Genomic DNA, 25,169 nt, shown 5'->3' with positions numbered 1-25,169 from the left:
GGCCCCTACAGCTCCTTGATCCGGATGTCCCGGTAAGAGACCACATCCGTCGTGCCGTGCACCTGGAGTCCGAGGTAACCGGAGGCGAACCGTCGCCCGTCCGTGCCCGGGTCGTCCGAGCGGGGCGGGGTGAAGTCCTGGCCGCCTAGGTTGTCGAACTCGTTGATCAGCACGCCGTTGCGGTAGACCGAGTAGTGCTGGTCGACCACGCGAATCTCGTAGTCGTTCCAGGTGCCCTTCTGGGTGACGCCCGCACCGGCTAGCCCGACGCGGTCGAAGCCGTAGATCGAGCCCGTCTTGTACATGTCGCCGTCGGGCCGGTCGAGGACCTGCACCTCATGGCCGTACTTGATGGCCACCCACTCCGGCCGCGACTCCTCGGGGTGCTCGTGGACCCAGGGGAACCGCACGAACAGACCGGAGTTGGCGTTGGACGTGCCGGGTGCGTCGTCCCGCCACTGGAGCCGCAGCGAGAAGTCGCCGTACTTCCGCTCGGGGAACCACAGCATGCCGAGCCCGGTCTTGGTCGTACCGGAGGTGATCGAACCGTCGGGGTTGAGCGCGAACGAACCGCCGCCCACGTGCTGCCACTTGGTGAACGACTCCTGCGTACCGTCCATGATCGTGCGGTAGCCCTCGGTCTGTCCGGGCTTGCCGATGCCGGACTCCCGCGCCGCCTCCGCGACGGCGTCGTACTCGCGCTGATCGACGACCCCCTCCGTCAGCAGGCCGTCCAGGACGGTGTCCACGTGCTTCAGGAACAGCGCGTGGGACGTCCATTCCTTCTCGTCCTCGATCAACTCGTTGATACGACAACGGTTGTTGGTGACCCGGTTCGGCACACCCGTGTCGACCGTGCCGACGAAGACCGTCAACCGCTCGTCGTACTCGGCGCAGTTGGGCGCGGGGACGCCGCCGCCCGCGACGACCGTGAAGCTCACCGAGCGGGCCGCGGCGGTGTTGCCGGCCTTGTCGCTCGCCCGGTATGTCACCGTGTGCGTGCCCGCGCGATCGACTACCACCGGTGCGGTGTAGGTGAGATACGGCCCGCCGTCCAGCGAGTACTCGATCGCGGCGACACCCGAGCCGCCGTGGTCCGTCGCGGTGACGGTGACCTTCGCGCTCTTGAGGTAGGCGCCGGAGGAGTTCCGGTCGCCCTCGACCGTCACACCGGTGACCGGCGGTGTCGTGTCGTCGGCGGGCGGGGCGACGACGGTGAAGCCGACGCTCTTCTCGGCCGAGACGTTCCCCGCCTTGTCCGTCGCCCGGTACCGCACCTTGTGCGTACCGACCTCGTGCACCATCACGGGCGCGGTGTACGGCTGCCAGGCGCCCGCATCGCCGAGAGCGTACTCGATGGTGTTGACCCCGGAGCCGGTGTCCGACGCGGAGACGGTGACCGTCGCCATGGAGATGTACTGCCCTTGCGGGTTCCGCTCACCGGCGACGGTCGCCGACGTCTCCGGCGCCGTCGTGTCGTCGGTCGGCGGCGCGACCACGGAGAACTCGACGCTCTTCTCGGCCGCCGTGTTCCCCGCCTTGTCGACCGCGCGATAGCGGACCTTGTGCGCGCCGACCTGGTCGATCACGACGGGCGTGGTGTACGGCACCCAGGCGCCCGTGTCGCCGAGCGCGTACTCGATCCGCTCGACTCCGGAGCCGCCCGCGTCGGACGCGCTCACCGTCACCGTCGCCGAACCGACGTAGGCGCCCTCGGAGTTCTGCGTTCCGGCCACCGAGGCGGACGTCTCCGGCGCGGTGGTGTCCTCGCCGGTGCCCTCGGTCACGACGAGGATGCCCTGCATCTGACCGTGGCCGGGGATCGTGCAGTAGTAGCGGTAACGGCCGGGGGTGAGCGTGACCTCGGCGGTGTACCGGCCGCCCTGGTCGTCGTTCGGGTTGGCCAGGATGTTGAGCGGGACGTCGTTGTTGTACTCCGGATCGGAGACGTCGAACGTCAAGGTGTGCGGCATTCCCATGGTGTTGCCGGTCGCCGCGCTGTTCTCGAAGACGATGGTGGTTGGGCCCGCCACCGCCGTCTGCGGGGCGGTCGTGTACCTATTGATGTCGTCACCGGCGGTCCAGGTGAGAACCTGGGCCGCGGCCGCCTCCGCTGCCTCCGCCGGTTCCGCACGGCCCGACGCAGGCGTCGAGGCGAGCCCGACGATCACCAGCACGGCAGCCAACACGGCTGCCCACAAGCGTCTTTCGCGCATCACTCCGCCTTCCGTACGATCTGACCGGCAGCCGGAGTGGGGCCCCCGCCTGTGTAAGTGACCCGCCACAGAGCCGACTTGGAGTCCGAGGTGAAGAAGCCGCGCCCGTAGTCGAGGACGTACAGCGTGCCGTCCGGCCCGAACTTCCAGTCCATGAGGTTCCTGATGCCCTCGTTGCCGACCGGCACGATCCTCTTCAATGTTTCCGCGTGGATCGGGAGCCCGCCGCTGCCCTGGTTCTTCGGGTCCATGAGCACCGCGTGGCGCGGCTGGTCGGCGTCGTAGAAGTCGCCCACGAACCACTTGCCGTCCCAATACGCGGGCCACTGACCGGAGGTGGTGACGGAGGCGTCGTACCGATAGACCGGCCCGTTCATCGTGGCCTGCCCGCCACCCTTCAGCCACGGCAGCAGATACGTGGCCTCCTCGTTCTTGTACGAGGGGACGCCGCTCGCGTCACGCGGGAAGTCGGGGGCGCCGCCCTGCGGCGAGTACCAGATGTTGTTGCCGGTCACCGGGGGCAGGTTGACGAGCCCGTCGTTGTTCGGGGACTCGTTCTTCGGGGCGTCGCAGTCGTACCAGCCCAGCGGCTGCGACGGGTCCGGCAGATTGCGGTCCCGATAGGGCTGCTTGTTGCCCATGCAGTACGGCCAACCCCGGTTGCCCGCCTCGGTGATGGCGGCGAACGTGTCGTACTTCGCGGGACCCCAGGTCGTCGACGGGGCGCTCGCGTCCGGGCCGACCCAGCCGGCGTAGAGGACATCCGTCTTCTTGTCGACAAAGATACGCGCGGGGTTCCTGACGCCCATCACATAGATCTCACCCCGTGTCTTGCCGCCGCCCTCGTCGGTCTCCTTGCCGGTGAAGAGGTTGCCGTCGGGCAGGGTGTACGTGCCGTCGGGCTTCGGGCGGATGCGCAGGATCTTGCCGTTGAGGTTGTTGGTGTTGCCGGCGGTGCGGCGCGCGTCCGCGAACGAGACGCCCTTGTAGTTGGGCTCGGGGTTGTTGCCCGAGTAACCGCTGCTGAAGCCGCTGGAGTTGTTGTCGCCGGTCGCGATGTACAGGTTGCCCTGGGAGTCCCAGGTCATCCCGCCGCCCGCGTGACAGCAACTGTGGATCTGCACCGGCCACTTGAGCAGCACCTTCTCACTGCTCAGGTCCAGCTTGTTCGTGGCGAGGTCGAGCGTGAAGCGGGAGACGCGACGCTCGGCCATGCGGGTGTCGCGGTTGATCTGGGAGTGGGGCGTGTAGTGCAGATACACCCAGCCGTTCTGCTGGAAGGACGGGTCCAACTCGATGCCCAGCAGGCCCTCTTCGACCTTGATCAGCTCATCCCCGCCGCCCTTGTTGCCGAAGACGGTGAGCGCGCCCGCCAAGGTGACCTGCTTGGTCTTCGGGTCGTAGACGTGGATCTCGCCCTTGCCCTTGCCGATGTCCGGGTTGTTCCAGTCGGTGACCACGGGCTGCGAGGAGTCCGCGCCGCCCCGGCCGATGTACAGGACACGCCCGTCCGGCGCGGTGACCAGGCCGTGCGGTTCGCCGATCTGGTCGTTCTGCCCCGGCTGGTTGGGCTGGGTCAGCCGCTCCGCCTTGTAGTTGGCGTCGATCGTGGCCTTGCAGTCCGCCCGCGCCAGCCGGGACGTCCACAGCAGGGCCCCGCGCAGATGCGTACGGAAGTCCGTCTCGTCGTACGCCGACACGGTGCCGCCCATGCTCGTGTAGAAGGAACGGCCGCCGTCGTAGTCACGGCACCAACTCACCGGATGGTCCCAGCCGCCCGCGCCCGTGCCCGGCTGGTACGTCGACTCGCGCACCCGTGCCACGGTGTGCACGGTGCCGGACGGGTTCTTCACCCAGTTGAACCACTTGTCGGGCCGCTTCCACTGCACGGGCAGGTCCTTGGTGGCCGGATGCCGCCGGTCGCCCACCTCAACCGTCGCCCGCTGTACGGCGGTGGGGCTCGACGCGGCCGGACGGGCGCCGATCAGGCCCGTGAACCAGTCCGAGTACGGCTCGGCGCGGGCCGAGTCATGGATGCCGACGAAGCCGCCGCCCGCCTCCATGTAGGCCTCAAGACCCGCCTCCTGCTCGGGGTCGAGGACATCGCCGCCACCGGTGAGGAAGACCACGGCGTTGAAGCCACTCAGCCGGGTGTCGTCGGTGAAGACGGAGGCGTCGTCGGTGGCGACGACCTCGAACCGTTCGGCGGCCGGCCCCGAAAGCCCGATCTTCTCGATCGCTTCGATACCGGCGTTCACGACCGGGGACTCCTCCCCGGCGGCCGCGGAACCGTGGAAGATCAGCACTTGTGGGCCGGTGCCGCCCGGTGGCGACTTGATCGACATCGTTGTCAGGGAGGGGTCGGGGGCCGGGCCCGCATGGGCGGCCGGCCCCGACAGCAGTCCGGCGGCGACGGCCGAGGCGGTCAGAGCGGCCGCCCAGGCCGGTCTTCTCGCGTCGCTCAACCCTCGTAAGTACATGGGCACCTCCTCGGTCACAGCAACAGCGCCAAGGAAGCTAGACCCCTTTGCCCGGTGCGCCAATACCTATGACCGTAATGGCATGAACTTTGTCCTGGGTGTGGATAAACGGGCTCGCTGTCGCTACCGTCTCTCAGGTTCATCACAGACGCGTCTTGGCAAGTTCCGTAGCAGGGTGGGGTGTTCCGCATGGACGGGATGGACAGACGAGGGTTCAACCGGCGGGTGCTGCTCGGTGGCGCGGCCGCCGCGACATCGTTGTCCGTGGCGATCGGGACGGTCAGCGCTCCCGAGGCCGCGAGCGCCGCCACCTCGGCGAGGACGGCTCCGGCCGGCGGCGAGGTGAAGCACATCAAGCTGTACGCCGAGAAGTTGCCCGACGGGCAGATGGGCTACGGCTTCGAGAAGGGCAAGGCCTCCATCCCCGGCCCGCTGATCGAGCTCAACGAGGGCGACACGCTGCACATCGAGTTCGAGAACACCATGGACGTGGCGGCGAGCCTGCACGTCCACGGCCTCGACTACGAGACCTCCAGCGACGGCACGAGGTTGAACAAGAGCGACGTCGAGCCCGGCGGCACCCGCACCTACACCTGGCGCACCCACGCCCCCGGCACCCGCAAGGACGGCACCTGGCGTGCGGGCAGCGCCGGTTACTGGCACTACCACGACCATGTCGTCGGCACGGAACACGGTACGGGCGGCATCCGCAAGGGCCTCTACGGTCCGGTGATCGTCCGCCGCAAGGGCGACGTCCTCCCCGACAGGACCGTCACCGTCGTCTTCAACGACATGCTCATCAACAACAAACCGGCCCACTCCGGCCCCAACTTCGACGCCACGGTGGGCGATCGCGTCGAGTTCGTCGTCATCACCCACGGCGAGTACTACCACACCTTCCACCTGCACGGTCATCGCTGGGCCGACAACCGCACCGGCCAACTCACCGGCCCCGACGACCCCAGCCAGGTCATCGACAACAAGATCTGCGGCCCCGCCGACTCCTTCGGCTTCCAGATCATCGCCGGCGAGGGCGTCGGCGCGGGCGCCTGGATGTACCACTGCCACGTCCAGAGCCACTCCGACATGGGCATGGTCGGCCTGTTCCTGGTGCGGAAGCCGGACGGGACGATCCCGGGGTACGAGCCGCACGAACACTGAGTGCCTTGCCTCAAGCGCTAAAGCTCGCCAATGTCCAGCACCGCCCACTCGGTCTTCCGCCGCTCCCGCACGTAGAGGCGTGGGCCGCGTGACACGACATGGCGCCGGGCAGGGAGCGGGGAGCCGTCCGCGCAGGCCAGACGGGTCGTGGACACGGTCTCGACCGACGAATCGGTGAGCGAGGCCATGACCAGCCTGTCGCCGTCCTTCCGGTAACCGCCGAGGAACGCGACCCGCTCCCCGTGCACCGCCACTCCGGTCGCACCCTTGACCGAGGTCGTACGCACGCGAGGTGGGCCGTCGCCGCGTACCTCCAGCAGGGCGAACTGCGTGTACGGGTACACCCAAGCCGCGCGAACGTCCACATTGAGCGCGTAGCACTCCGCGATCCAGTCGGCGCCGGGCGGCGGGCTGTACGCCCACAGGGGCTCGCCCGTACTGCTCCAGCGACGTACGCCCGCCGCGCTCAGGGGGTCGTCGCCGAAGATGCCCTCGTCGAAGTAGCCGACCCACAGGTCGCCGGACTCGTCCGTCAACAGGTGCTCGATGGCGTCACCGACCAGGTACGTCCAGGTGGGGCGTCCGAGCGCGTCGAACACCTGGACTTGGTCGTCGCCCTCGCGGCAGCGGCTGTCGGCGAGAACGAAGCCGCCGTCCGGTAGCGAGTCGATCCTGGGAAAGCGGGGCAGCACCGAGCTGAGCCGCGTCTCGTGGCAGCCCTCGTCGGCGACCGTGACGACCATCGCGTCGTACGGCCCCGGTGGTTGCTCCGCCGACTCGCGCTCGCGTAGGAGCCAATGGGCGCGGCCGAAGGCGTCGATGGTGCTGTGGAGGAGGGTCAGATCGCGGTACGCGCGCGGCAGGCGGGCGTATGGTGTGAGGCGCTCAGACCGCATGGGCCTTTCTCGTCATCATGGTGTGATCCTCACCCGGACTCCGCTCGCGCGCAAGCCCTTTCCGTGGGTGGGAGCGCTCTCAAGGTGGCGTTCCTCGCGGCTATCCTGATCGGCAACCGCTCTTGAGGAGTCCCGAAGTGACCGAGACAGCGTCGCGCCCCACGTTGGAGGCCGTGGCCGCGCGGGCAGGGGTGTCGCGGGCGACCGTGTCGCGGGTCGTCAACGGGGGCGAGGGCGTGCGGGAGACGCTGGTGGAGCGGGTGCGGCGGGCCGTCGACGAGCTCGGGTACGTGCCGAACCAGGCCGCCCGGAGCCTGGTCACCCGACGGCACGACGCGGTGGCCGTGGTGATCGCCGAGCCGGAGACCAGGGTCTTCGCGGACCCCTTCTTCGCCCTTCAACTCCGGGGCATCAGCAAGGAGTTGACCGCACATGACTCACAGCTGGTGCTGCTGCTCACCGAGGGGCGCGAGGACTATGCGCGAGTCGGGCGGTATCTCGCGGGCGGTCACGTCGACGGGGCTCTCGTCTTCTCCCTGCACCTGGATGATCCGCTGCCGGGACTGATCCACGGCGCCGGCGTGCCGACCGTCTTCGGCGGACGGCCCGGCTGGAGCGACGGCACGCGCGTCAACGGGCCCACCGTGTACGTCGACAGCGACAACCGGGGCGGCGCCCGGGACGCCGTACGCCATCTCGTCGGCCTCGGCCGCACCCGTATCGCCCACATCACCGGCCCCCTCGACCAGACCTCCGCGGTGGACCGGCTCGACGGGTTCCGGGACGTCATGGTGGACGCCGACCCCCGGCTGATCGCGGAGAGCGACTTCACACCGGCCGGCGGGGAGCGCGCGATGCGCGAACTCCTCGACCGCTGCCCGGAGTTGGACGCGGTGTTCGCCGCCAACGACCTCTCGGCGTCCGGCGCCCTGCGGGTTCTGCGCGAGCGGCGGCGGGTGCCCGAGGACGTCGCCGTGGTCGGCTTCGACGACATGCTGCCGGTGACCGAGCAGACCGATCCACCGCTCACTACGGTCCGTCAGGACATAGAGGAGATGGGCAGGTTGATGGCCCGGATCCTGCTGAGGGGACTCGAACAGCGAGGACGGGACGAGCGGGGGAGTATGGGCGGCGCCCCGTCCAGCGTGGTCCTGCCGACCACGCTGGTACGGCGCGCCTCCGCGTAACCGGTCCCGCTCCGGCAGGGAGGGAGGGCTACGAGCCCACCGTCACCGTGAAGCGACGCGGGTTGCCGTCGTGCGCCGCGCCCGACACGTCCGGCTGCCCGTCGGGGCGTACGTCGTCGTACGGAAACGCATACCCGATGGGCGAGTTGGCGTGCACGACACGCGCCCAGTGGTTGCTCACGGTCCCCTGGTAGTAGTCGGCCGCCGTCGCCCCGTTCGGCTGCGCGGGATGGGTGAGCATGATCGAGCGGTTGAAACCAGCGGCGAGACGGGCGAGGAGGCCTTTCTTGTCGTCGGGGTCGCCCGGATTGTTGGCGAACGGGCCGTGGTTGCAGGTGAAGATGTCCTTCGAGGTCGGCCTGGCGAAGGAATGCCCGCCGGTGAACGTGAGCGTGTCGCCGCCGACTCGGCCGGTGAGCACACCTCGGCCGCCCTGGAGGTCGATCGTCAGGTCCGTCCCGCGGTACTTCTCCCACACCTGGTCGATGTACGCGTCCCAGTACGTGCGGAACGGCATCCGGTCGGGCTGGTCGAAGTACGGCGCCATCAGGTTCTGCGGGGAGATCACACGCAGCACCTTGCCGTCGCCGCCCCGGATGACGAGCTGGTCCCACGGCTGTCCGTCCCGCGCCGCCTGCGCCACCACATCGGCGGCGATCCGGTCGACCGCCCCGTCGGGCAGCGGGGCGACGGTGTGCGTGCCGTCGCCCTCCAACGTCAGGCCGATCGGGAGGGCCGTCACCAGGTCGACGTAACTGATGTTGGCGAACAGTTGGGTCGGGTTGAAGGTGAACTCGCAGAACGACCAGGTCCTGCCGTAGTTGGGGTCGGCGGGCGTGGCGAACGCGGGCTCCACCCGGGGCCGGGGTTGAGGAAGAAGTCGAGGGTGTCGTCACGCACGAAGTAGACGCGGGCGCCGTACATCTGAGGGAGCGTCAACACGGTCGGTGCCGAGCCGGCCGAGCCCAGCGGGATGGCGCAGTCCACCGGCAACGGTGTCTGTGGTGCCGAGGGCGAGGCCGGCCGGTAGACACTGCCGTCGGCCCGCAACAGAACCCAGGCGCCGGTCGACTGCTCGTGCCCGGTGACGTACGCCCGGACCGTGCCCGGCAACGAGGCGTTCCGCAGGGCGAGTTCACAGGTGGCGGGCGCGGCCTGGGCGGGGGAGCCGAGAGCGCTCCCGGCGATGGGGGTGCCGACGACGGCGGCGGTCCCGGCGAGGAAGAGACGTCGGGAAAGCATGGTGGGCCTCCTGGGGTGTGGGGGAGTGGAGGCACAGGGGGTGGAGCCCCTGCTCTGGTGCACCCACTGTTCCCAGGGGGAGTTGAGGCGTCAAGACTTATGACTGAGAGCGCTCTCGAGAAGCCGAAGTCCTCCGTCACCCCTGGGGCGACTCGCTCCTGATCACCGCGAACCGTGCCCCATACGGATCGGCGAGCTTGGCGAAACGGCCCACGCCCGCCATGTCCGTCGTCGGGTTCACGCATGTGCAGCTGCCCTCGTCGAAGGTGATCGCGGAGGTCTCCCAGCCGAACACGGAGTTGTAGAACCCGGCGGCCGCGGGCAGGTCCGGCGTGTACAACTCCAGCCAGCACAGCGAACCGGGGACCGTGACGACGTCGAGGCCGCTGTTGCGCTCGGGCTGCCAGATACCGAACGGCACGCCCGCCCGGTCGCCGAGGATGGCCATACGGCCCTGGTCCATCACGTCCATGGGCGGCATGAGCACCGAGCCGTGTGCCTGTTCCACCGCCTTGGCCGTGGCGTCGGCGTCCGGCGTCCGGAAGTAGACGTTCCACGACGGCGGGCCCTGCTCGGGCGGGTTCTGCGTACCGGCCGCGACGGTCCTGCCGGCCAGCTGGAAGAGGCCGTAGCCGCCCGACTCGGGGCCGGCCGACCGGAACTGCCAGCCGAAGAGGTGATGATAGAAGGAGTCGGCGCCTTTGATGCCGGGGGTGCCGAGGTCGATCCAGTTCGGTGAGCCGGTGACGTAGCGGGTGGTGAGCGTCTTCGCCCTCCTCCGGGGGAGTCCTGAGGAGTCCTGAGGAGTCCTGAGGGTTCGGTACCGAGCGGTTGGGAACTGAGGGGCTCGGTTGCCTGCACTGCCGAGTCTGGCATCGTCAGGGTGCCGCGGGTGTGCGACCGCCCCGCGCGGCGCCTTCCTCCGCCGCTCCGCACCACGGGAACATGGAGGGTCCGGCGGAGCGCGTTGATGCGGCGTTGATCGAACGTTTTTCGCTGACCGGCATGATCCTGGCCATGCACAACGACACGATCACCCCGATCGACACCGCCTGGCAGGAGCGGGCGCTGTGTGCGCAGACGGGGGCCGACTTCTTCTTTCCCGAGCCCGGTAGCTCGGTCCGTGAGGCGAAGCGCATCTGCGGCATGTGCGAGATGCGCTCCGCCTGCCTCGACTACGCCCTGACCAACGATGAGCGCTTCGGCGTCTGGGGCGGCCTGTCCGAGAAGGAACGGCTCCGCCTCCGACGCACCGACCGCGGCTGATCCCGCACCTGCCCCGGCCGTAAATCGAATGCCGCGTCGACGCTGGGCACATATGCTCCACACGCGGTCCGGATGTAGCGCAGAGGCAGGCGCGCCGCCTTCTCAGGGCGGAAACGCCGGTTCGAATCCGGTCGTCCGGACCGCGCACACACGGGTATGACGGGGCAGGACGCACATGGACGACGGCGGCGGAGGCGGTATCACCGAGGCCGAGTTGGCGGCCTTCCACCGGACGGTCGGCAGGCTGCGGGCGCTGCCCGTCGACGACCCGGTGCGGCTGTGGGCCGAGCAGGTCGCCGCGTCCTTCGCACGTGATGGCCGGCTCCGTCGCCGCAAGGCCCTGGGCGCCGAGAAGTCGGCAGCCGACGCCGCCGTCATGGCCACGACGGCAACCGGCTCCCTGGACCGGCGTGAGGACGCGCCACTGACCGCGTCCGCGACGGGCGGCGGCGGACTCTTCCGGAAACCCCGTACCTGCTATGTCTGCAAGACGCCCTATCGACAGGTCGACTCGTTCTACCATCGGCTGTGCCCGGCCTGCGCCGCCGACAACACCGCCCGCCGCGCCCTGAGCACCGACCTCGGCGGCCGGCGCGTACTCCTCACCGGTGGCAGGGTGAAGATCGGCTTCCAACTGGCGCTGATGATGCTGCGCGACGGCGCCGAACTGCTCGTCACCAGCCGCTTCCCGCACGACACCGTGCGCCGCTTCCGCGCCGAGCCCGGCAGCGAGAAGTGGCTCGACCGGCTGACCGTCCTCGCCGTCGACCTCCGCGACCCTCGCCAAGTACTGGGCCTGTGCGAGCAGTTGAGGCAGGAGGGTGAGCCGCTCGACATCCTGGTCAACAACGCGGCCCAGACGGTACGACGGCCACCGGAGTCGTACGCGCTGCTGGCCGCCGGGGAGTACGACGCGCTGCCCGAAGGGGCCCGTCAGGCACCGGGGTTCACGCCGATGCGGATGCTGGGCGACGGCGGAGCCTCGGCCCTGCCCGTCGCCCTGCGCGAGGCCGACGAGGCCGGACTGCTGCCCGACCCCTCCCCGGAGAACTCCTGGTCCGCCCGACTCGGCGAACTGGACCCGGCGGAGGTCCTGGAGACCCAGTTGGTCAACGCCCTCGCCCCGGCGCTTCTGTGTGACCGGCTGCTGTCGCTGCTGCTGGCTGCCCCGCACCCCCGCCGTTACGTGGTCAACGTGACCGCCGTCGAGGGCCGTTTCGCCGTACGCAACAAGACGGCCGGCCATCCGCACACCAACATGGCCAAGGCCGCCCTCAACATGCTCACCCGCACCAGCGCCGCCGAACTCGCCCGGCAGGGCGTCCATATGTGCGCCGTCGACACCGGCTGGATCACCGACGAGAACCCCGCCCCGAAGAAGCACCGCATGGCCGGAGCAGGCTTCCGTACACCGCTCGACATCGTGGACGGCGCGGCGCGTGTCTACGACCCGATCGTGCGGGGCGAGGCGGGCGACCCCGTATCGGGGGTGTTCCTGAAGGACTACAGGGAGGCGGAGTGGTGAGGAGGGGAACTCGGGGCTCGGCTGGGGTCCAGGGGCGCAGCGCCCCTGGCGGGGTCCGGGGCGGAGCCCCGTGTCGGTGCGGGGTTGAAGGGGCGGCAGCCCCTGGTTGGGGGTCCCCCCGCTCGAGCGAAGCCGAGAGTGGGGTAGGGGCGGCGGGGGCGAAGAACTCGGGAACGGATCACAAATTCGATCGCCCGACAGCGGGCCGAGCCGCTAGCCTCGACTCCAAGGGTGGGGCCGTAGCGCAGAGGCAGGCGCGCCGGTCTCCAAAGCCGGAACACGCTGGTTCAAATCCAGCCGCCCCGCCCCCTGCGCCACAGCGCGGCAGTGAGGGGCGGTTACGCCCCGGCCCGCGCCGCCATCCGCGCCTTGCGCGCCGCGAGCTTCTCGTCGAACTTGCGGGCCTCGGCGTCCAGTCCACCCATGTAGAGGCCGAGCTCTTCCTGGGCCTTCATGCCCTCGGGGCCGAGGCCGTCGATCTCCATGATCTTCAGGAATCGGAGGACCGGCGCGAGGACGTCGTCGTGGTGGATGCGCATGTTGTAGACCTCGCCGATGGCCATCTGCGCGGCGGCACGCTCGAAGCCGGGCATACCGTGGCCGGGCATGCGGAAGTTGACGACGACGTCGCGGACGGCCTGCATGGTGAGGTCGGGGGCGAACTCGAACGCGGCCTTCAGCAGGTTCCGGTAGAAGATCATGTGGAGGTTCTCGTCGGTCGCGATGCGCGCCAGCATGCGGTCGCAGACGGGATCACCCGAGTGGTGGCCGGTGTTGCGGTGCGAGACGCGGGTGGCGAGCTCCTGGAAGGCGACGTATGCGACCGTGTGGAGCATCGAGTGCCGGTTGTCCGACTCGAAGCCCTCGCTCATGTGGGCCATCCGGAACTGTTCGAGCTTGTCCGGGTCCACCGCGCGCGAGGCGAGCAGATAGTCGCGCATCACGATGCCGTGCCGGCCCTCCTCCGCGGTCCAGCGGTGCACCCAGGTGCCCCAGGCGCCGTCCCGGCCGAAGAGGGTGGCGATCTCGTGGTGGTAGCTGGGCAGATTGTCCTCGGTCAGCAGGTTCACCACCAGGGCGATCCGGCCGACCTCGGTGACCTTCGACTGCCCCTTCTCCCAGGCCTCGCCGTCCTCGAAGAAACCGGGGAAGTTGCGGCCGTCGCTCCACGGCACGTACTCGTGCGGCATCCAGTCCTTGGTGACCTTCAGATGCCGGTTGAGTTCCTTCTCGACGACTTCCTCCAGCGCGTACAGCAGCCGCGCGTCGGTCCATTCGGTGGACGGGCTGCCGAGATGGGGAGAAGTGATCGACACAGAGGCTCCAGGGGGACGATCAGGGACGGAACATGTACGCGGCCACGGGCGGGTGGCCGGAACCTACGGCATCGTAGGCTACGAATCCGTAGGTTACGAAGCCGTAGGTTAAGCGCGCCGTAAAGACCGCTGATCAGCGGGGTCCGGCAAGCGGTCGGCGGACATGCCGAAGGCCCCGTGGACCCGCAGGTCCAGGGGCTGAAGAGCGAGGGGATCACCTGGTCAGGCGTACAGCTCCCGCAGCCGCACCGAGAGGCATGTCACACAACCCTCCAGCTTCTCGAACTCGCTGATGTCGACCACGACGGGCTCGTAGCCGAGGTCGGAGTAGAGCTCCGCGGTCTTCGGCGCGCTCGCCGCCATCAGCAGCTTGTCGCCGCCGAGCAGCACCACATGCGCCCCGGCCTCCTCCGGCACCGGCAGGAAGCGCCCGAACAGCGACGGCGCGTCCATCCTCGGGATGTGCCCGACGACCGTGCCGTCGGGCAGCGCCGTGACCGCCGACTTCAGATGCAGCACCTTGCTCACGGGTACGGAGACGACCCGCGCCCCGAGCGGCTCGAACGCGGCCCGCAGCTGCTGCACCCCGGCAGCGTTGGTACGCCCGCCCCGGCCGGCGAACACGGTGCCACCGACCTTGAGGACGTCGCCGCCCTCCAGCGTGCCCGGCTCCCAGACCCAGTTCACCGAGCAGCCGAGCGCGGCCACGGCCTCCTCGATCCCGGCGGTCTCGTCCCGCCGGGACGCGGCGCCGGGGCGCGCGATCAGCGCCACGTTCTTGTACATGACCACGGTGTCCTCGACGAACACCGAGTCCGGGCAGTCGTCGGCCGGGTCCACCTCGATGGTCTCCCAGCCGTGGGCGCGCAGGGCCTCCCCGTACGCCTCCCACTGCTCGACCGCGAGGTCGACGTCCACCTCCGCGCGTTCGATGTGCGTGACGAGGCCTTCGGCCAGGCGGGGGCTGGGGCGGCGGACGAGGGCCTTCTTGCTGGGCACGTGTGGGACTCCGAATCGAACGAGGGTTTTCCGGCGCCCGTGAAGCGACGCCGGTCCGCCATCATGCAGGGCCCGTCCACGAGGGCAAAACCCTCGCCGTCAAGCTGTGGCCCTCCTGAAATACTCGACGGTAACGAAGTCCGGTGGGGCGGTGGAGTCAGTCCATCGAGCCGATCTCCTCCGGCGTGGTCCCCTTCAGCTCTCCCTCCTCCATCAGCAGCCACCGTGTGATCCCGATCGACTCCAGGAACGGCAGGTCGTGGCTGGCCACGATGAGCGCACCCTCGTACGACTCCAGAGCCGTGGTGAGCTGCCGCACGCTCGCCATGTCGAGGTTGTTCGTCGGCTCGTCCAGCATCAGCAGCTGCGGGGCGGGCTCGGCGAGCATCAGGGCCGCCAGCGCCGCCCGGAAGCGTTCCCCGCCGGAGAGCGTCGCCGCCGGCTGGTCGGCTCGGGCGCCCCGGAACAGGAAGCGGGCGAGGCGGGCCCGGATCCGGTTGTTGGTGGCGTCCGGCGCGAACCGGGCCACGTTCTCGGCGACCGTCAGCTCGTCGTCGAGGACGTCGAGCCGCTGCGGCAGGAAACGCATCGGCACATGTGTCTTCGACTCGCCGCTCACCGGCTCCAACTCGCCCGCGATCGTGCGCAACAGCGTGGTCTTGCCCGAGCCATTGCGCCCGATCAGCGCGATCCGCTCGGGACCGCGCAGATCGAGACCGCCGCTCAGCCGGGACCCGTACCGGAGCTGCAGGTCCAGGAATGTGAGGACGGTACGGCCCGGGGGCACGGCCGTGTACGGCAGGTCGATGCGGATCTCGTCGTCGTCCCGTACCGCCTCCACCGCCTCGTCGAGCCGCTCCCTGGCCTCGGTGAGCTTCTCCTCGTGCATGATGCGGTGCTTGCCGGCGGACACCTGGGCCGTGCGTTTCTTCAGCTTCATCACGGCCCGGGGCTCGCGCTTGTTCTCGTACATCTTGTTGGCGTAGCGCGTGCGCTTGGCCAACTTCGTGTGCGCCTCGACGAGTTCACGCTTCTGCCTCTTCAGATCGGCCTCGGCGACCCGCACCATGCGCTCCGCCGCGTCCTGTTCGGTGGTCAACGCCTCTTCGTACACGGAGTAGTTGCCGCCGTACCAGGTGACCTCGCCGGAGTGCAGGTCGGCGATCTGGTCGACCAGTTCGAGGAGTTCACGGTCGTGGCTGACCACGATCATGACTCCGGACCAGGACGAGACGGCGTCGTACAGGCGGCGGCGCGCGTACAGGTCGAGGTTGTTGGTGGGCTCGTCCAGGAGCAGGACGTCCGGGCGGCGCAGCAGCAGTGCGGCGAGCCGCAGCAGTACCGACTCGCCGCCCGAGACCTCACCGATCGTGCGGTCCAGGTCGACGTGGCCGAGCCCGAGTTGACCGAGGGTGGCGATGGCGCGCTCCTCCACGTCCCAGTCGTCGCCGACCGTCGCGAAGTGCTCCTCGGCGACGTCGCCCGCCTCGATGGCGTGCAGCGCGGCGCGGGTGTCGACGATGCCGAGCGCCTCGTCGACCCTCAGGGTGGTGTCGAGCACGACGTTCTGCGGGAGATAGCCGACCTCGCCCGCCACGCGGATGGTGCCGTCGCTCGGGGTGAGTTCACCGGCGATCAGCTTCAACAGGGTTGATTTTCCCGATCCGTTGAGGCCGACGAGCCCGGTCCGACCGGGGCCGAACGCGATCTGCAGGTCGTCGAAGACGGGGGTGCCGTCGGGCCAGGCGAAGGACAGGGACGTACAGGTGAGAGACAGGGGGGTAGACATAAGGACCTCGCGGTTGCTGGAAGCGGCCAGGGGCAACGCGTTCGAAACACCGCGAGGGGCGACACGACGAGGGCGGGGATACGGGGCAAGAGAAAAGCCCGCTGCCGGGGGACGGCTCGTACGCCGAGGTCGCACGCAACGCACACAGCGGGCTGAGATGCAGCACAGGTGTGTGACGCGGTGTTTCAGGACCTCAGACGAGCAACGTCCTTCTCCAATCGACGGCAACAGGACCGCTGTACAACGTAGGGAGGGGCCGTCAGGGCTGTCAACGCATTAAAACGGCGTCCGGACCGGCGAATCGGATCGACGCCCGGACCGGCCGCCCTCGGGCGGAGCGGGGCGGCGGTGGGAACGGCCTCAGCAGGCGTCCCGCATCAGCTCCGCGAGGTCGTGGTCCAGGTCGACCTGGTGGTGTTCGAGACCGAGAGGCACCAGGTCGGTCGTACGGTCCAGGAAGCGCCGCACCTCGCCGGTCCGGACGTGCACCACGGCGGTGCCCTCCGGAGCGTGGAACTCCAGGACCAGTCGGTCGTAGCCGTACGGGCGCACGCGCACGTCCCCGTGGCCGACGGCCTCGTCCATGCCGGTCACGAAGAGTTCGCGGGCGAAGGTCCAGCAGACCTCGACACCCTCGAGCGTGGCCGGGGCGGGGAAGGTCATACGGACGGCGAAGGGGTCGCTTCGGTCGTAGTGGAGCGTTGCGGGAATGCTCGGCATCCGCGGCGCGGCGGCGACGAGACGGGCCTCTACGGGCTGCTCGATGACGGTGGACAACGCCTTGCTCCCTTGTGACAGATGGACGGACTCCGGATGACTGAGGCCGGGCAATTGGAGAGACGACGGATCGGGCCGTTCCGTGCACATGGGCCTCGAGTGACCTCTGTCACCGAGCCCAATCACCGAGGTGATCCATTTCTCGTCCCACGGTGCCGGGATACCGGAGAGGACACCGGACACGGCCCGACGGTTCCCCGCCGAGGGCACCTGGACGGCACCGGGCGGCGCTCGCGCAGGCGGCACGTGTCACCACCCGGCGCACAGGATCCGCGGTTCCGGGACATAGAGGCATCCGAGGCACGCCGGGCGGTCGTTCCGCCCATTCGACCCCCGGAGCGGTAGCGCATTGTTCAGGTTGAAATGGGATACTTGTGCCGTGTTCGCATCACGGAAGGAGTGATCGATCATGCCACGCGGTTCGAGCCCCAAGCGGGAACGCCAGTACGAGCACATCAAGGAGAGCGCCCGGGACCGCGGTGAGAGCGAGTCCCGCGCCGAGGAGATCGCCGCCCGGACCGTCAACAAGGAACGTGCCCGCTCCGGTGAGTCCAAGACCGCGAGCCGTACCTCCACCCAGGACATGTCGTCCGGCAAGCGCGGCGGCCAGCGCTCCGGCAAGGGGTCCCAGGGGCCCACGTACGACCAGCTCTACGAGGAGGCCAAGCGGCGCAACATCCACGGCCGTTCGGACATGAACAAGAGCCAGCTGAAGCGGGCCCTCGGCAAGTAGCCCTGGAGAGCGACGCCGTGGCGGGGATGCGTACGCTCATCGGCACCATGACGACCGTACGCATCCCGGCGGGCTGGCCCGCCACCGAAGAACAAGCCCTCGCCGTGCAGGACGAGTTGCGGGGGAAGGTGGTCCTCGACGAGCCCGGACCGCCGCCCCGGACCGGGCACGTCACCGGTGTCGACGTGGCGTACGACGACGAGCGGGACGTGGTCGCGGCGGCGGCCGTCGTGCTGGACGCGGCGACGCTCGACGTGGTCGCCGAGGCCACGGCGATCGGGCAGGTCTCCTTCCCGTACGTCCCCGGGCTGCTCGCCTTCCGGGAGATCCCGACCGTGCTGGCCGCCCTCGACGCGCTGCCCTGCGACCCCGGCCTCGTCGTCTGCGACGGCTACGGCCTCGCCCACCCGCGCCGCTTCGGCCTCGCCGCCCACCTCGGCGTCCTCACCGGGCTCCCCACGATCGGCGTCGCCAAGAACCCCTTCACCTTCACGTACGACGACCCCGCCACCCCGCGCGGCAGCACCTCCCCGCTCCTCGCCGGCACCGAGGAGGTGGGCCGCGCCCTGCGCACCCGCGACGGCGTCAAGCCCGTCTTCGTCTCCGTCGGCCACCGGGTGACCCTCGACAACGCCTGCGCGCATACCCTCGCCCTCACCCCCGAATACCGCCTCCCGGAGACGACCCGCCGCTCAGACTCGTTGTGCCGACGGGCGCTGCGGGACACGACCGAGTCATGAGCGCGTCCGAAGCCCGTACATGTACACCCGAAGCTCGCACATGAGTACGTTCGAAGCTCGCATGTGAGTACGGACTGAGTATGTGTACGGATTCCGGTGCGTCGTCATGATCGGCAGGCTTGCCCCATGACGACGCACCGAGCCCCGAAGCCCGCCGCAGCACCCACCCAGACCGTCGAGCGCGCGGTGACCGCCGGGCTGCTGCTCGCCGTGATCGCCGGAGTGGCCTGGATCGCCGGCATGATCTACACGCTGACGGGATGGGCCCAGTAACCGGACCGACGGGAACTGGACGGAAGGGAACTGGACCGAAGGGCCGCGACCGCGACCGCTACCGCGAGGCCGCCACCCGGAAAGTGATCCCCGCCGCGCGCAGCCGCTCGATCAGCGCGTCGCCCATCGCGACCGCCGTCGTGACCTGCCCCGCCGTGGCGGGCAGGTCGTCGAAGGCCAGGCACAGCGCGGACTCGGCGAACATCTTCGCCGTCTCGCCGTAGCCGGGGTCACCGCCCGCGACCTCCGTGAGGACACGGCGCCCGCCGCCCTCGCCCACGAACCGTACCGAGAACCAGCTCTTCGCCCGCTTCTCCGCACTCGGCCCCTCACCCGGCTTGAGCCGATCGCCCAACCAGCGCCGGGCGGGCGGCACTTGGGCGGCCGCGAAGACCGCGCCGACGAACGCGACCCCGCCCACCGCGAACGGCAGGGTCTTGACGGCCGCGTAGTGGCGGTAGCGGAAGTCCGGCCCGTACCGCTCCAGGGCGCGCGCCGAACGCTGCACCACCTGCGCGTCGATGGTCGGCAGCGGCAGCGCCCACGCGCCGACCTCCTTGGCGAACCGGGGCGCGCTCACCGGCGCGTACGCCCGCCGGCCCACCATGCGCGGCTCGTGCCGCTTGCGGTCCTGCGCGGCGGCCATGGTCTGCCGGGTGCGCGAGAACCCCGTCAGCGCGGAGTTGAACGTCCCGCCCGAGAACATGCCCTCCGCCCGCACGAACCCGTCCACGGTGAGCGGCACACCCTCCGGGAGCTGCCGCACCGTGAAGTACGCCCCCAGGTCGTGCGGTATCGAGTCGAAGCCCGCCGCGTGCACGATCCGCGCCCCCGTCTCACGCGCGCGTGCGTCATGCCGTACGTAGGTGAGGTCCACGAACTCGGGCTCACCGGTGAGGTCCAGGTAGTCGGTGCCCGCGTCGGCGCAGGCGGCCACCAACTCCTCGCCGTGGAGGACGTACGGGCCGACCGTCGTGGCCACCACGCGCGCGTGCAGGGCGAGTTCGCGCAGTGACTTCGGGTCGGACACGTCCGCCCGCAGGACACCGATCTCCGCGCCGTCGGGCAGCCGCTCGCGCAGCGCCGCCAGCTTCTCCTCGCTGCGCCCGGCGATCGCCCAGCGCAGCCCCTCAGGCGCATGCGCGGCGAGATACTCCGCGGTGAGCTCTCCGACGAACCCCGTGGCTCCGAAGAGCACGATGTCGTACGCCCGATCCGCCTTGTCCTGCCTGCTCATGACACCCCTCAGCACTCGCCCACGGCCGTCCACGCGCCGTTGTCGGTGGCTGAGGCTAGCGTGAGGAACGAGCAGCCGAACGCGCGGGATCCGGAGGTGGCCGTGACCGTACCCAGGAGCGCCCTGAAAAAGTGGGAGAAGGTGCGAGAGTTCGCGCTCGGGATGCCCGGTGCGGTCGAGGAGTTCCCGTGGGGCGAGACCGTCGCGAAGGTCAACAAGAAGGTGTTCGTGTTCCTCGGCGTCGACGACGGCAGTCATCCGCTCGGCGTCACCGTCAAGCTCAAGGACGAGGAGACCCACGCCCACGCCCTGACCTGCCCGGGCGCCGAACCCGCGGGGTACGGCCTAGGCAGGGCCGGCTGGGTGAGCATCCCACTGGAGCCGAAGGGCGCCCCGAGCGTGGAGGTGCTGTGCGACTGGGTCGAGGAGAGCTACCGGGTGATCGCCCCGAAGCGGCTCACAGCCGAGCTGGAGGGCGGGTGAGGCAGGGCTGACGTGTGCCGCGGCATTGGGCACAATCGACGTTGGGCACAACGACTAAGCGTTTGCTCACTCGGAACTTGTGCGCGGTGGAACACGTTCCTAACATCACTGGTGTTACATCATCTGTGTCACAGAGCTGGGGGCTCGATGGCAGTGGCGAAGACGCCCGGGCACGGTCCGCTCGCCGGTGTGCGCGTGGTCGAACTCGCGGGCATCGGCCCGGGACCGTTCGCCGCCATGCTCCTCGGTGACCTCGGCGCCGATGTCGTCCGCGTCGACCGGCCGAACGGCGCGGGCCTCGCGGTGAACCCGGTCTACGACGTCACCAACCGCAACAAGAGGTCGGTGGTCGTCGACCTGAAGTCCCCGGCAGGCCCGGAGACGGTCCTCGCCCTGGCCGAGCGCGCGCACATCCTCATCGAGGGCTACCGACCGGGCGTCGCCGAGCGCCTCGGCGTCGGCCCCGAGACCTGCCACGCCCGCAACCCCGAGCTGGTCTACGGGCGTATGACCGGCTGGGGCCAGCAGGGCCCGCTCGCCCAGCGCGCCGGCCACGACATCGCGTACATCGCCCTGACCGGCACCCTCGGCATGATCGGCAGTCCGGACGCCCCGCCCGCCGTCCCCGCCAATCTCCTCGGCGACTACGCGGGCGGCTCGCTCTACCTCGTCGTCGGCGTCCTCGCCGCCCTCCACCACGCCCGCGCCACCGGCACCGGACAGGTCGTGGACGCGGCCATCGTCGACGGCACCTCGCACCTCTCCGCGATGATTCACGGCATGCTCGCCGCCGGCGGCTGGCAGGACCGCCGCGCCGCCAACCTCCTCGACGGCGGCTGCCCCTTCTACGGCACGTACGAGACCGCCGACGGCCAGTACGTCGCCGTGGGCGCCCTGGAGCAGCAGTTCTACGCGGAGTTCGTCGACCTCCTCGGCATCAAGGACCGGGCCCCGGCCCGCAAGGACACGGCCGCCTGGGGCGAGCTGCGCGAGACGGTCGCGGCCCGCTTCAAGACCCGTACGAGGGACGAGTGGACGGCCGTCTTCGAGGGCTCCGACGCCTGTGTGGCCCCCGTCCTGTCGCTGCGCGAGGCCCCGCACCACCCGCACCTCGCGGCCCGGGGCACCTTCACCGACTTCGGCGGCATCACCCAGCCCGCCCCCGCGCCCCGCTTCTCCGCCACCCACACCTCGGTCCGCAGCGGCCCCGCCCTGCCGGGCGCCGACACCGCGGACGTGGCCCATGACTGGGGCATACCCGGCCTCCTGACGGAGGCCTCCGCGCAGGACACCGACCGACAACAGCCCTAGGGCCCTCTCCCTCCCGCCATGTGACCCGCCATGTGAAAGGCCACACTCGTGAGCACCGAAGCGTACGTGTACGACGCGATCCGCACCCCGCGCGGCCGCGGCAAGGCGAACGGCGCCCTGCACGGCACCAAGCCCATCGACCTGGTCGTCGGACTGATCCACGAGGTCCGGCGCCGCTTCCCCGGCCTCGACCCGGCCGCCGTCGACGACATCGTGCTCGGTGTCGTGGGCCCGGTCGGCGACCAGGGCTCCGACATCGCCCGGATCGCCGCGATCGCCGCCGGACTGCCGGACACGGTGGCCGGCGTCCAGGAGAACCGCTTCTGTGCCTCGGGTCTCGAAGCCGTCAACCTGGCCGCCGCGAAGGTCCGTTCGGGTTGGGAGGACCTGGTGCTCGCGGGCGGCGTCGAGTCGATGTCCCGGGTGCCGATGGCCTCGGACGGGGGTGCCTGGTTCAACGACCCGATGACCAACCTGGCCGTCAACTTCGTGCCACAGGGCATCGGCGCCGACCTCATCGCCACGATCGAGGGATTCTCACGGCGGGACGTCGACGAGTACGCGGCGCTCTCCCAGGAGCGGGCGGCCACCGCGTGGAAGGACGGCCGCTTCGAGAAGTCCGTCGTCCCCGTGAGGGACCGGGCGGGCCTCGTCGTTCTCGACCACGACGAGCACATGCGGCCCGGCACGACCGCCGACTCCCTCGCCGGGCTCAAGCCGTCCTTCGCGGACATCGGCGAGCTCGGCGGCTTCGACGCGGTGGCGCTGCAGAAGTACCACTGGGTCGAGGAGATCGACCACGTCCACCACGCGGGCAACTCCTCCGGCATCGTGGACGGCGCATCCCTGGTCGCCATCGGCTCCAAGGAGATCGGCGAGCGCTACGGCCTGCGCCCCCGCGCCCGGATCGTCTCCGCCGCCGTCTCCGGTTCCGAGCCCACCATCATGCTCACCGGCCCCGCCCCCGCGACCCGCAAGGCCCTCGCCAAGGCCGGCCTGACCATCGACGACATCGACCTCGTCGAGATCAACGAGGCGTTCGCGGCCGTCGTCCTGCGCTTCGTGAAGGACATGGGACTCTCGCTCGACAAGGTCAACGTCAACGGCGGAGCCATCGCCCTCGGCCACCCGCTGGGCGCCACCGGCGCGATGATCCTAAGCACGCTGATCGACGAACTGGAGCGGCAGCACAAGCGGTACGGGCTCGCCACGCTCTGCGTGGGCGGCGGCATGGGCATCGCGACGATCGTCGAGCGCGTCTGAAACCCGGCGGAACCAAGAGACTTCCACGGCACATCTACGGAGACCCGTCATGACCGAGAGCACCACCATCCGCTGGGAACAGGACCGTACCGGCCTCGTCACCCTCGTCCTCGACGACCCGAACCAGTCCGCGAACACCATGAACGAGGCGTTCCGTGCCTCCCTCGCGGTGATCGCCGACCGACTGGAGGCCGAGAAGGACTCCATCCGCGGCATCATCATCACCTCCGCCAAGAAGACCTTCTTCGCCGGCGGTGACCTGCGCGACCTCATCCGAGTCACTCCGGAGACCGCACAGCAGTTGTTCGACGGCGGCCTGGACATCAAGCGCCATCTGCGCCGCATCGAGACCCTGGGCAAGCCGGTCGTCGCCGCGATGAACGGCGCGGCCCTGGGCGGCGGCTACGAGCTGGCCCTCGCCTGCCACCACCGCATCGCCCTCGACGCACCCGGCTCCAAGATCGGCTGCCCCGAGGTCACCCTCGGCCTGCTCCCCGGAGGTGGCGGCGTCGTCCGCACCGTACGGCTGATGGGCATCGCCGACGCCCTGCTGAAGGTGCTGTTGCAGGGCACCCAGTACACCCCGCAGCGTGCCCTCCAGAGCGGCCTCATCCACGAAGTGGCCGCCACCCAGGACGAGTTGATGGCGAAGGCCCGGGCCTTCATCGACGCCAACCCCGAGTCGCAACAGCCCTGGGACAAACACGGCTACCGGATCCCCGGCGGTTCGCCGTCCAACCCCAAGTTCGCGGCGAACCTGCCCGCCTTCCCCGCCACCCTGCGCAAGCAGACCAACGGCGCGCCCTACCCGGCTCCCCGGCGCATCCTCGCCGCGGCCGTCGAGGGCGCTCAGGTCGACTTCGAGACCGCCCAGGTCATCGAGGCCCGCTACTTCGCGGAGCTGGCGGCGGGCCAGACGTCCAAGAACATGATCCAGGCCTTCTTCTTCGACCTCCAGGCCGTCAACTCCGGCGCCAACCGCCCCCAGGGCATCGAGCCCCGCCAGGTCCGCAAGGTCGCCGTCCTTGGCGCCGGGATGATGGGCGCCGGTATCGCGTACTCGTGCGCCCGCGCGGGCATCGAGGTCGTCCTGAAGGACGTGTCCCTCGAAGCGGCCGCGAAGGGCAAGGGCTACTCGGAGAAGCTGTGCGCGAAGGCGGTGTCCAGGGGCCGTACGACACAGCAGAAGGCCGACGCGCTCCTCGCCCGCATCACCCCCACCGCGGACCCGGCCGACCTCGCGGGCTGCGACGCGGTCATCGAGGCGGTGTTCGAGAACACCCAGCTCAAGCACGAGGTCTTCCAGCAGATCGAGTCGGTGGTGGCACCGGACGCACTCCTCTGCTCCAACACCTCCACCCTCCCCATCACCGAACTGGCCAAGGGCGTCGCCCGCCAGTCCGACTTCATCGGTCTGCACTTCTTCTCACCCGTCGACAAGATGCCGCTCGTCGAGATCATCAAGGGCGAGCAGACGGGCGACGAGGCCCTGGCCCGTGCCTTCGACCTCGTCCGGCAGATCAAGAAGACCCCGATCGTCGTCAACGACTCACGGGGCTTCTTCACCTCCCGCGTCATCGGCCACTTCATCAACGAGGGCGTGGCGATGGTCGGCGAGGGCATCGAGCCCGCATCCGTCGAACAGGCGGCGGCCCAGGCGGGCTACCCCGCCAAGGTCCTCTCCCTCATGGACGAACTGACGCTGACCCTGCCCCGCAAGATCCGCGCCGAGACGCGCCGGGCCGTGGAGGAGGCCGGCGGCACCTGGGACGTCCACCCGGCCGAGGCCGTCATCGACCGCATGGTCGACGAGTTCGAACGCCCCGGCCGCAGCGGCGGAGCAGGCTTCTACGACTACGGCCCCGACGGCCGCCGCACCAGACTCTGGCCCGGCCTCCGCGAACACTTCACCAAGCCCGGCCACCGGATCCCCTTCGAGGACATGCAGGAACGCATGCTCTTCTCCGAGGCCCTCGACACGGTGCGGCTGTTGGAGGAGGGCGTCCTGACATCCGTGGCCGACGCCAACATCGGTTCCATCTTCGGCATCGGCTTCCCCGGCTGGACCGGCGGCGTCCTCCAGTACATCAACGGCTACGAGGGCGGCCTGCCCGGCTTCGTAGCCCGAGCCCGAGAACTGTCCGACCGCTACGGCACCCGCTTCACCCCACCGGCACTCCTGGTGGACAAGGCGGAGAAGGGGGAGCGCTTCAGCGACGGGTGAACCCCCGGGTACGGGCGGGATCTTCCTCGCCCCCGCCGCCCCTACCCGTCC

General features: G+C 69.7%; 20 protein-coding genes, 2 tRNA genes and 1 pseudogene. 13 read left to right on the top strand and 10 right to left on the bottom strand.

Annotated elements, in window-relative coordinates; all coding sequences use genetic code 11:
- Positions 1-5: 5 nt before the first annotated feature.
- Together F3T56_RS06125 and F3T56_RS06120 are read right to left on the bottom strand one after the other, a co-directional pair.
- On the bottom strand, positions 6-2,216 hold the full coding sequence (locus F3T56_RS06125; RefSeq protein WP_172638825.1) for an OmpL47-type beta-barrel domain-containing protein: 2,211 nt from the start codon (positions 2,214-2,216) through the stop codon (positions 6-8).
- On the bottom strand, positions 2,216-4,696 hold the full coding sequence (locus F3T56_RS06120; RefSeq protein WP_172638824.1) for a ThuA domain-containing protein: 2,481 nt from the start codon (positions 4,694-4,696) through the stop codon (positions 2,216-2,218). The genes F3T56_RS06125 and F3T56_RS06120 overlap by 1 nt, the downstream gene beginning before the upstream one ends.
- Positions 4,697-4,885: 189 nt before the next feature.
- Between F3T56_RS06120 and F3T56_RS06115 the strand changes: the two genes are divergently transcribed.
- Positions 4,886-5,857 (top strand): multicopper oxidase domain-containing protein, encoded by a 972-nt coding sequence (locus F3T56_RS06115; protein ID WP_149823656.1) that lies wholly within the window; start codon positions 4,886-4,888, stop codon positions 5,855-5,857.
- A gap of 17 nt (positions 5,858-5,874) precedes the next feature.
- Here F3T56_RS06115 and F3T56_RS06110 read toward each other — a convergent pair whose 3' ends face one another.
- Positions 5,875-6,753, bottom strand: a complete 879-nt coding sequence (locus tag F3T56_RS06110; protein ID WP_149823655.1) for a hypothetical protein — start codon at positions 6,751-6,753, stop codon at positions 5,875-5,877.
- Between the two features lie 137 nt (positions 6,754-6,890).
- Here F3T56_RS06110 and F3T56_RS06105 point away from each other — a divergent pair, with 137 nt between their 5' ends.
- A complete protein-coding gene (locus tag F3T56_RS06105; RefSeq protein WP_149823654.1) occupies positions 6,891-7,940 on the top strand; it encodes a LacI family DNA-binding transcriptional regulator in 1,050 nt (349 codons plus the stop codon).
- Between the two features lie 28 nt (positions 7,941-7,968).
- Here the strand turns inward: F3T56_RS06105 and F3T56_RS06100 are convergent.
- A pseudogene (locus F3T56_RS06100) lies at positions 7,969-9,182 on the bottom strand (glycoside hydrolase family 64 protein).
- 136 nt (positions 9,183-9,318) lie between these two features.
- Positions 9,319-9,909, bottom strand: coding sequence for a VOC family protein (locus F3T56_RS06095; RefSeq protein ID WP_149823653.1), 591 nt, complete (start codon positions 9,907-9,909; stop codon positions 9,319-9,321).
- Positions 9,910-10,199: 290 nt separating this feature from the next.
- On the opposite strand from F3T56_RS06095, the gene F3T56_RS06090 reads away from it, so the two are divergent.
- The 4 genes from F3T56_RS06090 to F3T56_RS06075 all read left to right on the top strand — a co-directional run bounded on the left by F3T56_RS06090 (position 10,200) and on the right by F3T56_RS06075 (position 12,279).
- The gene (locus F3T56_RS06090) at positions 10,200-10,448 is read left to right on the top strand and encodes a WhiB family transcriptional regulator (RefSeq protein ID WP_172638831.1); all 249 of its coding nucleotides are present in this window, start codon (positions 10,200-10,202) and stop codon (positions 10,446-10,448) included.
- A 68-nt stretch (positions 10,449-10,516) separates the two neighbouring features.
- Positions 10,517-10,588, top strand: a tRNA-Glu gene (locus F3T56_RS06085).
- Positions 10,589-10,623: 35 nt separating this feature from the next.
- Entirely contained in the window at positions 10,624-11,973 is a 1,350-nt protein-coding gene (locus F3T56_RS06080) for an SDR family NAD(P)-dependent oxidoreductase (RefSeq protein ID WP_149823652.1), read from the top strand.
- A 232-nt stretch (positions 11,974-12,205) separates the two neighbouring features.
- A tRNA-Trp gene (locus tag F3T56_RS06075) sits at positions 12,206-12,279 on the top strand.
- A gap of 32 nt (positions 12,280-12,311) precedes the next feature.
- On the opposite strand, the gene F3T56_RS06070 is transcribed toward F3T56_RS06075, so the two are convergent.
- The 4 genes from F3T56_RS06070 to ssgD form a co-directional block, all read right to left on the bottom strand.
- Positions 12,312-13,289, bottom strand: a complete 978-nt coding sequence (locus tag F3T56_RS06070) for an acyl-ACP desaturase (RefSeq protein WP_149823651.1) — start codon at positions 13,287-13,289, stop codon at positions 12,312-12,314.
- A gap of 222 nt (positions 13,290-13,511) precedes the next feature.
- Positions 13,512-14,288 (bottom strand): dimethylargininase, encoded by a 777-nt coding sequence (gene ddaH, locus F3T56_RS06065; RefSeq protein WP_149823650.1) that lies wholly within the window; start codon positions 14,286-14,288, stop codon positions 13,512-13,514.
- Between the two features lie 157 nt (positions 14,289-14,445).
- Positions 14,446-16,077: an ABC-F family ATP-binding cassette domain-containing protein gene (locus F3T56_RS06060; RefSeq protein ID WP_149823649.1), complete on the bottom strand. Its 1,632-nt coding sequence runs from the start codon at positions 16,075-16,077 to the stop codon at positions 14,446-14,448.
- Positions 16,078-16,437: 360 nt separating this feature from the next.
- Positions 16,438-16,854, bottom strand: coding sequence for a spore wall synthesis regulator SsgD (gene ssgD, locus F3T56_RS06050; protein WP_149823648.1), 417 nt, complete (start codon positions 16,852-16,854; stop codon positions 16,438-16,440).
- A gap of 409 nt (positions 16,855-17,263) precedes the next feature.
- Here ssgD and F3T56_RS06040 point away from each other — a divergent pair, with 409 nt between their 5' ends.
- The 3 genes from F3T56_RS06040 to mmpA all read left to right on the top strand — a co-directional run bounded on the left by F3T56_RS06040 (position 17,264) and on the right by mmpA (position 18,600).
- Entirely contained in the window at positions 17,264-17,587 is a 324-nt protein-coding gene (locus F3T56_RS06040; protein ID WP_149823646.1) for a plasmid stabilization protein, read from the top strand.
- Positions 17,588-17,634: 47 nt separating this feature from the next.
- Complete coding sequence (locus F3T56_RS06035; protein WP_172638830.1) at positions 17,635-18,327, top strand: endonuclease V; 693 nt, start codon at positions 17,635-17,637, stop codon at positions 18,325-18,327.
- Positions 18,328-18,453: 126 nt separating this feature from the next.
- Positions 18,454-18,600 carry a morphogenic membrane protein MmpA gene (mmpA, locus tag F3T56_RS46010; RefSeq protein ID WP_172638823.1) on the top strand — a complete coding sequence of 49 codons (147 nt, stop codon included), beginning with the start codon at positions 18,454-18,456 and terminating at the stop codon, positions 18,598-18,600.
- A 58-nt stretch (positions 18,601-18,658) separates the two neighbouring features.
- On the opposite strand, the gene F3T56_RS06030 is transcribed toward mmpA, so the two are convergent.
- A complete protein-coding gene (locus F3T56_RS06030; RefSeq protein WP_149823645.1) occupies positions 18,659-19,837 on the bottom strand; it encodes a saccharopine dehydrogenase family protein in 1,179 nt (392 codons plus the stop codon).
- 102 nt (positions 19,838-19,939) lie between these two features.
- Here F3T56_RS06030 and F3T56_RS06025 point away from each other — a divergent pair, with 102 nt between their 5' ends.
- From F3T56_RS06025 to F3T56_RS06010, 4 genes are all read left to right on the top strand, one after another.
- Complete coding sequence (locus F3T56_RS06025; protein WP_172638822.1) at positions 19,940-20,320, top strand: MmcQ/YjbR family DNA-binding protein; 381 nt, start codon at positions 19,940-19,942, stop codon at positions 20,318-20,320.
- A 147-nt stretch (positions 20,321-20,467) separates the two neighbouring features.
- Positions 20,468-21,631: a CaiB/BaiF CoA transferase family protein gene (locus F3T56_RS06020; protein ID WP_172638821.1), complete on the top strand. Its 1,164-nt coding sequence runs from the start codon at positions 20,468-20,470 to the stop codon at positions 21,629-21,631.
- A gap of 48 nt (positions 21,632-21,679) precedes the next feature.
- Entirely contained in the window at positions 21,680-22,894 is a 1,215-nt protein-coding gene (locus F3T56_RS06015) for an acetyl-CoA C-acetyltransferase (RefSeq protein WP_149823644.1), read from the top strand.
- 49 nt (positions 22,895-22,943) lie between these two features.
- The gene (locus F3T56_RS06010; protein ID WP_149823643.1) at positions 22,944-25,118 is read left to right on the top strand and encodes a 3-hydroxyacyl-CoA dehydrogenase NAD-binding domain-containing protein; all 2,175 of its coding nucleotides are present in this window, start codon (positions 22,944-22,946) and stop codon (positions 25,116-25,118) included.
- Positions 25,119-25,169: the final 51 nt, after the last annotated feature.

It is taken from the genome of Streptomyces tailanensis (assembly GCF_008386495.1).
Taxonomy (GTDB): domain Bacteria; phylum Actinomycetota; class Actinomycetes; order Streptomycetales; family Streptomycetaceae; genus Streptomyces; species Streptomyces tailanensis.
This window is presented reverse-complemented; position numbering and strand designations above follow the sequence as displayed.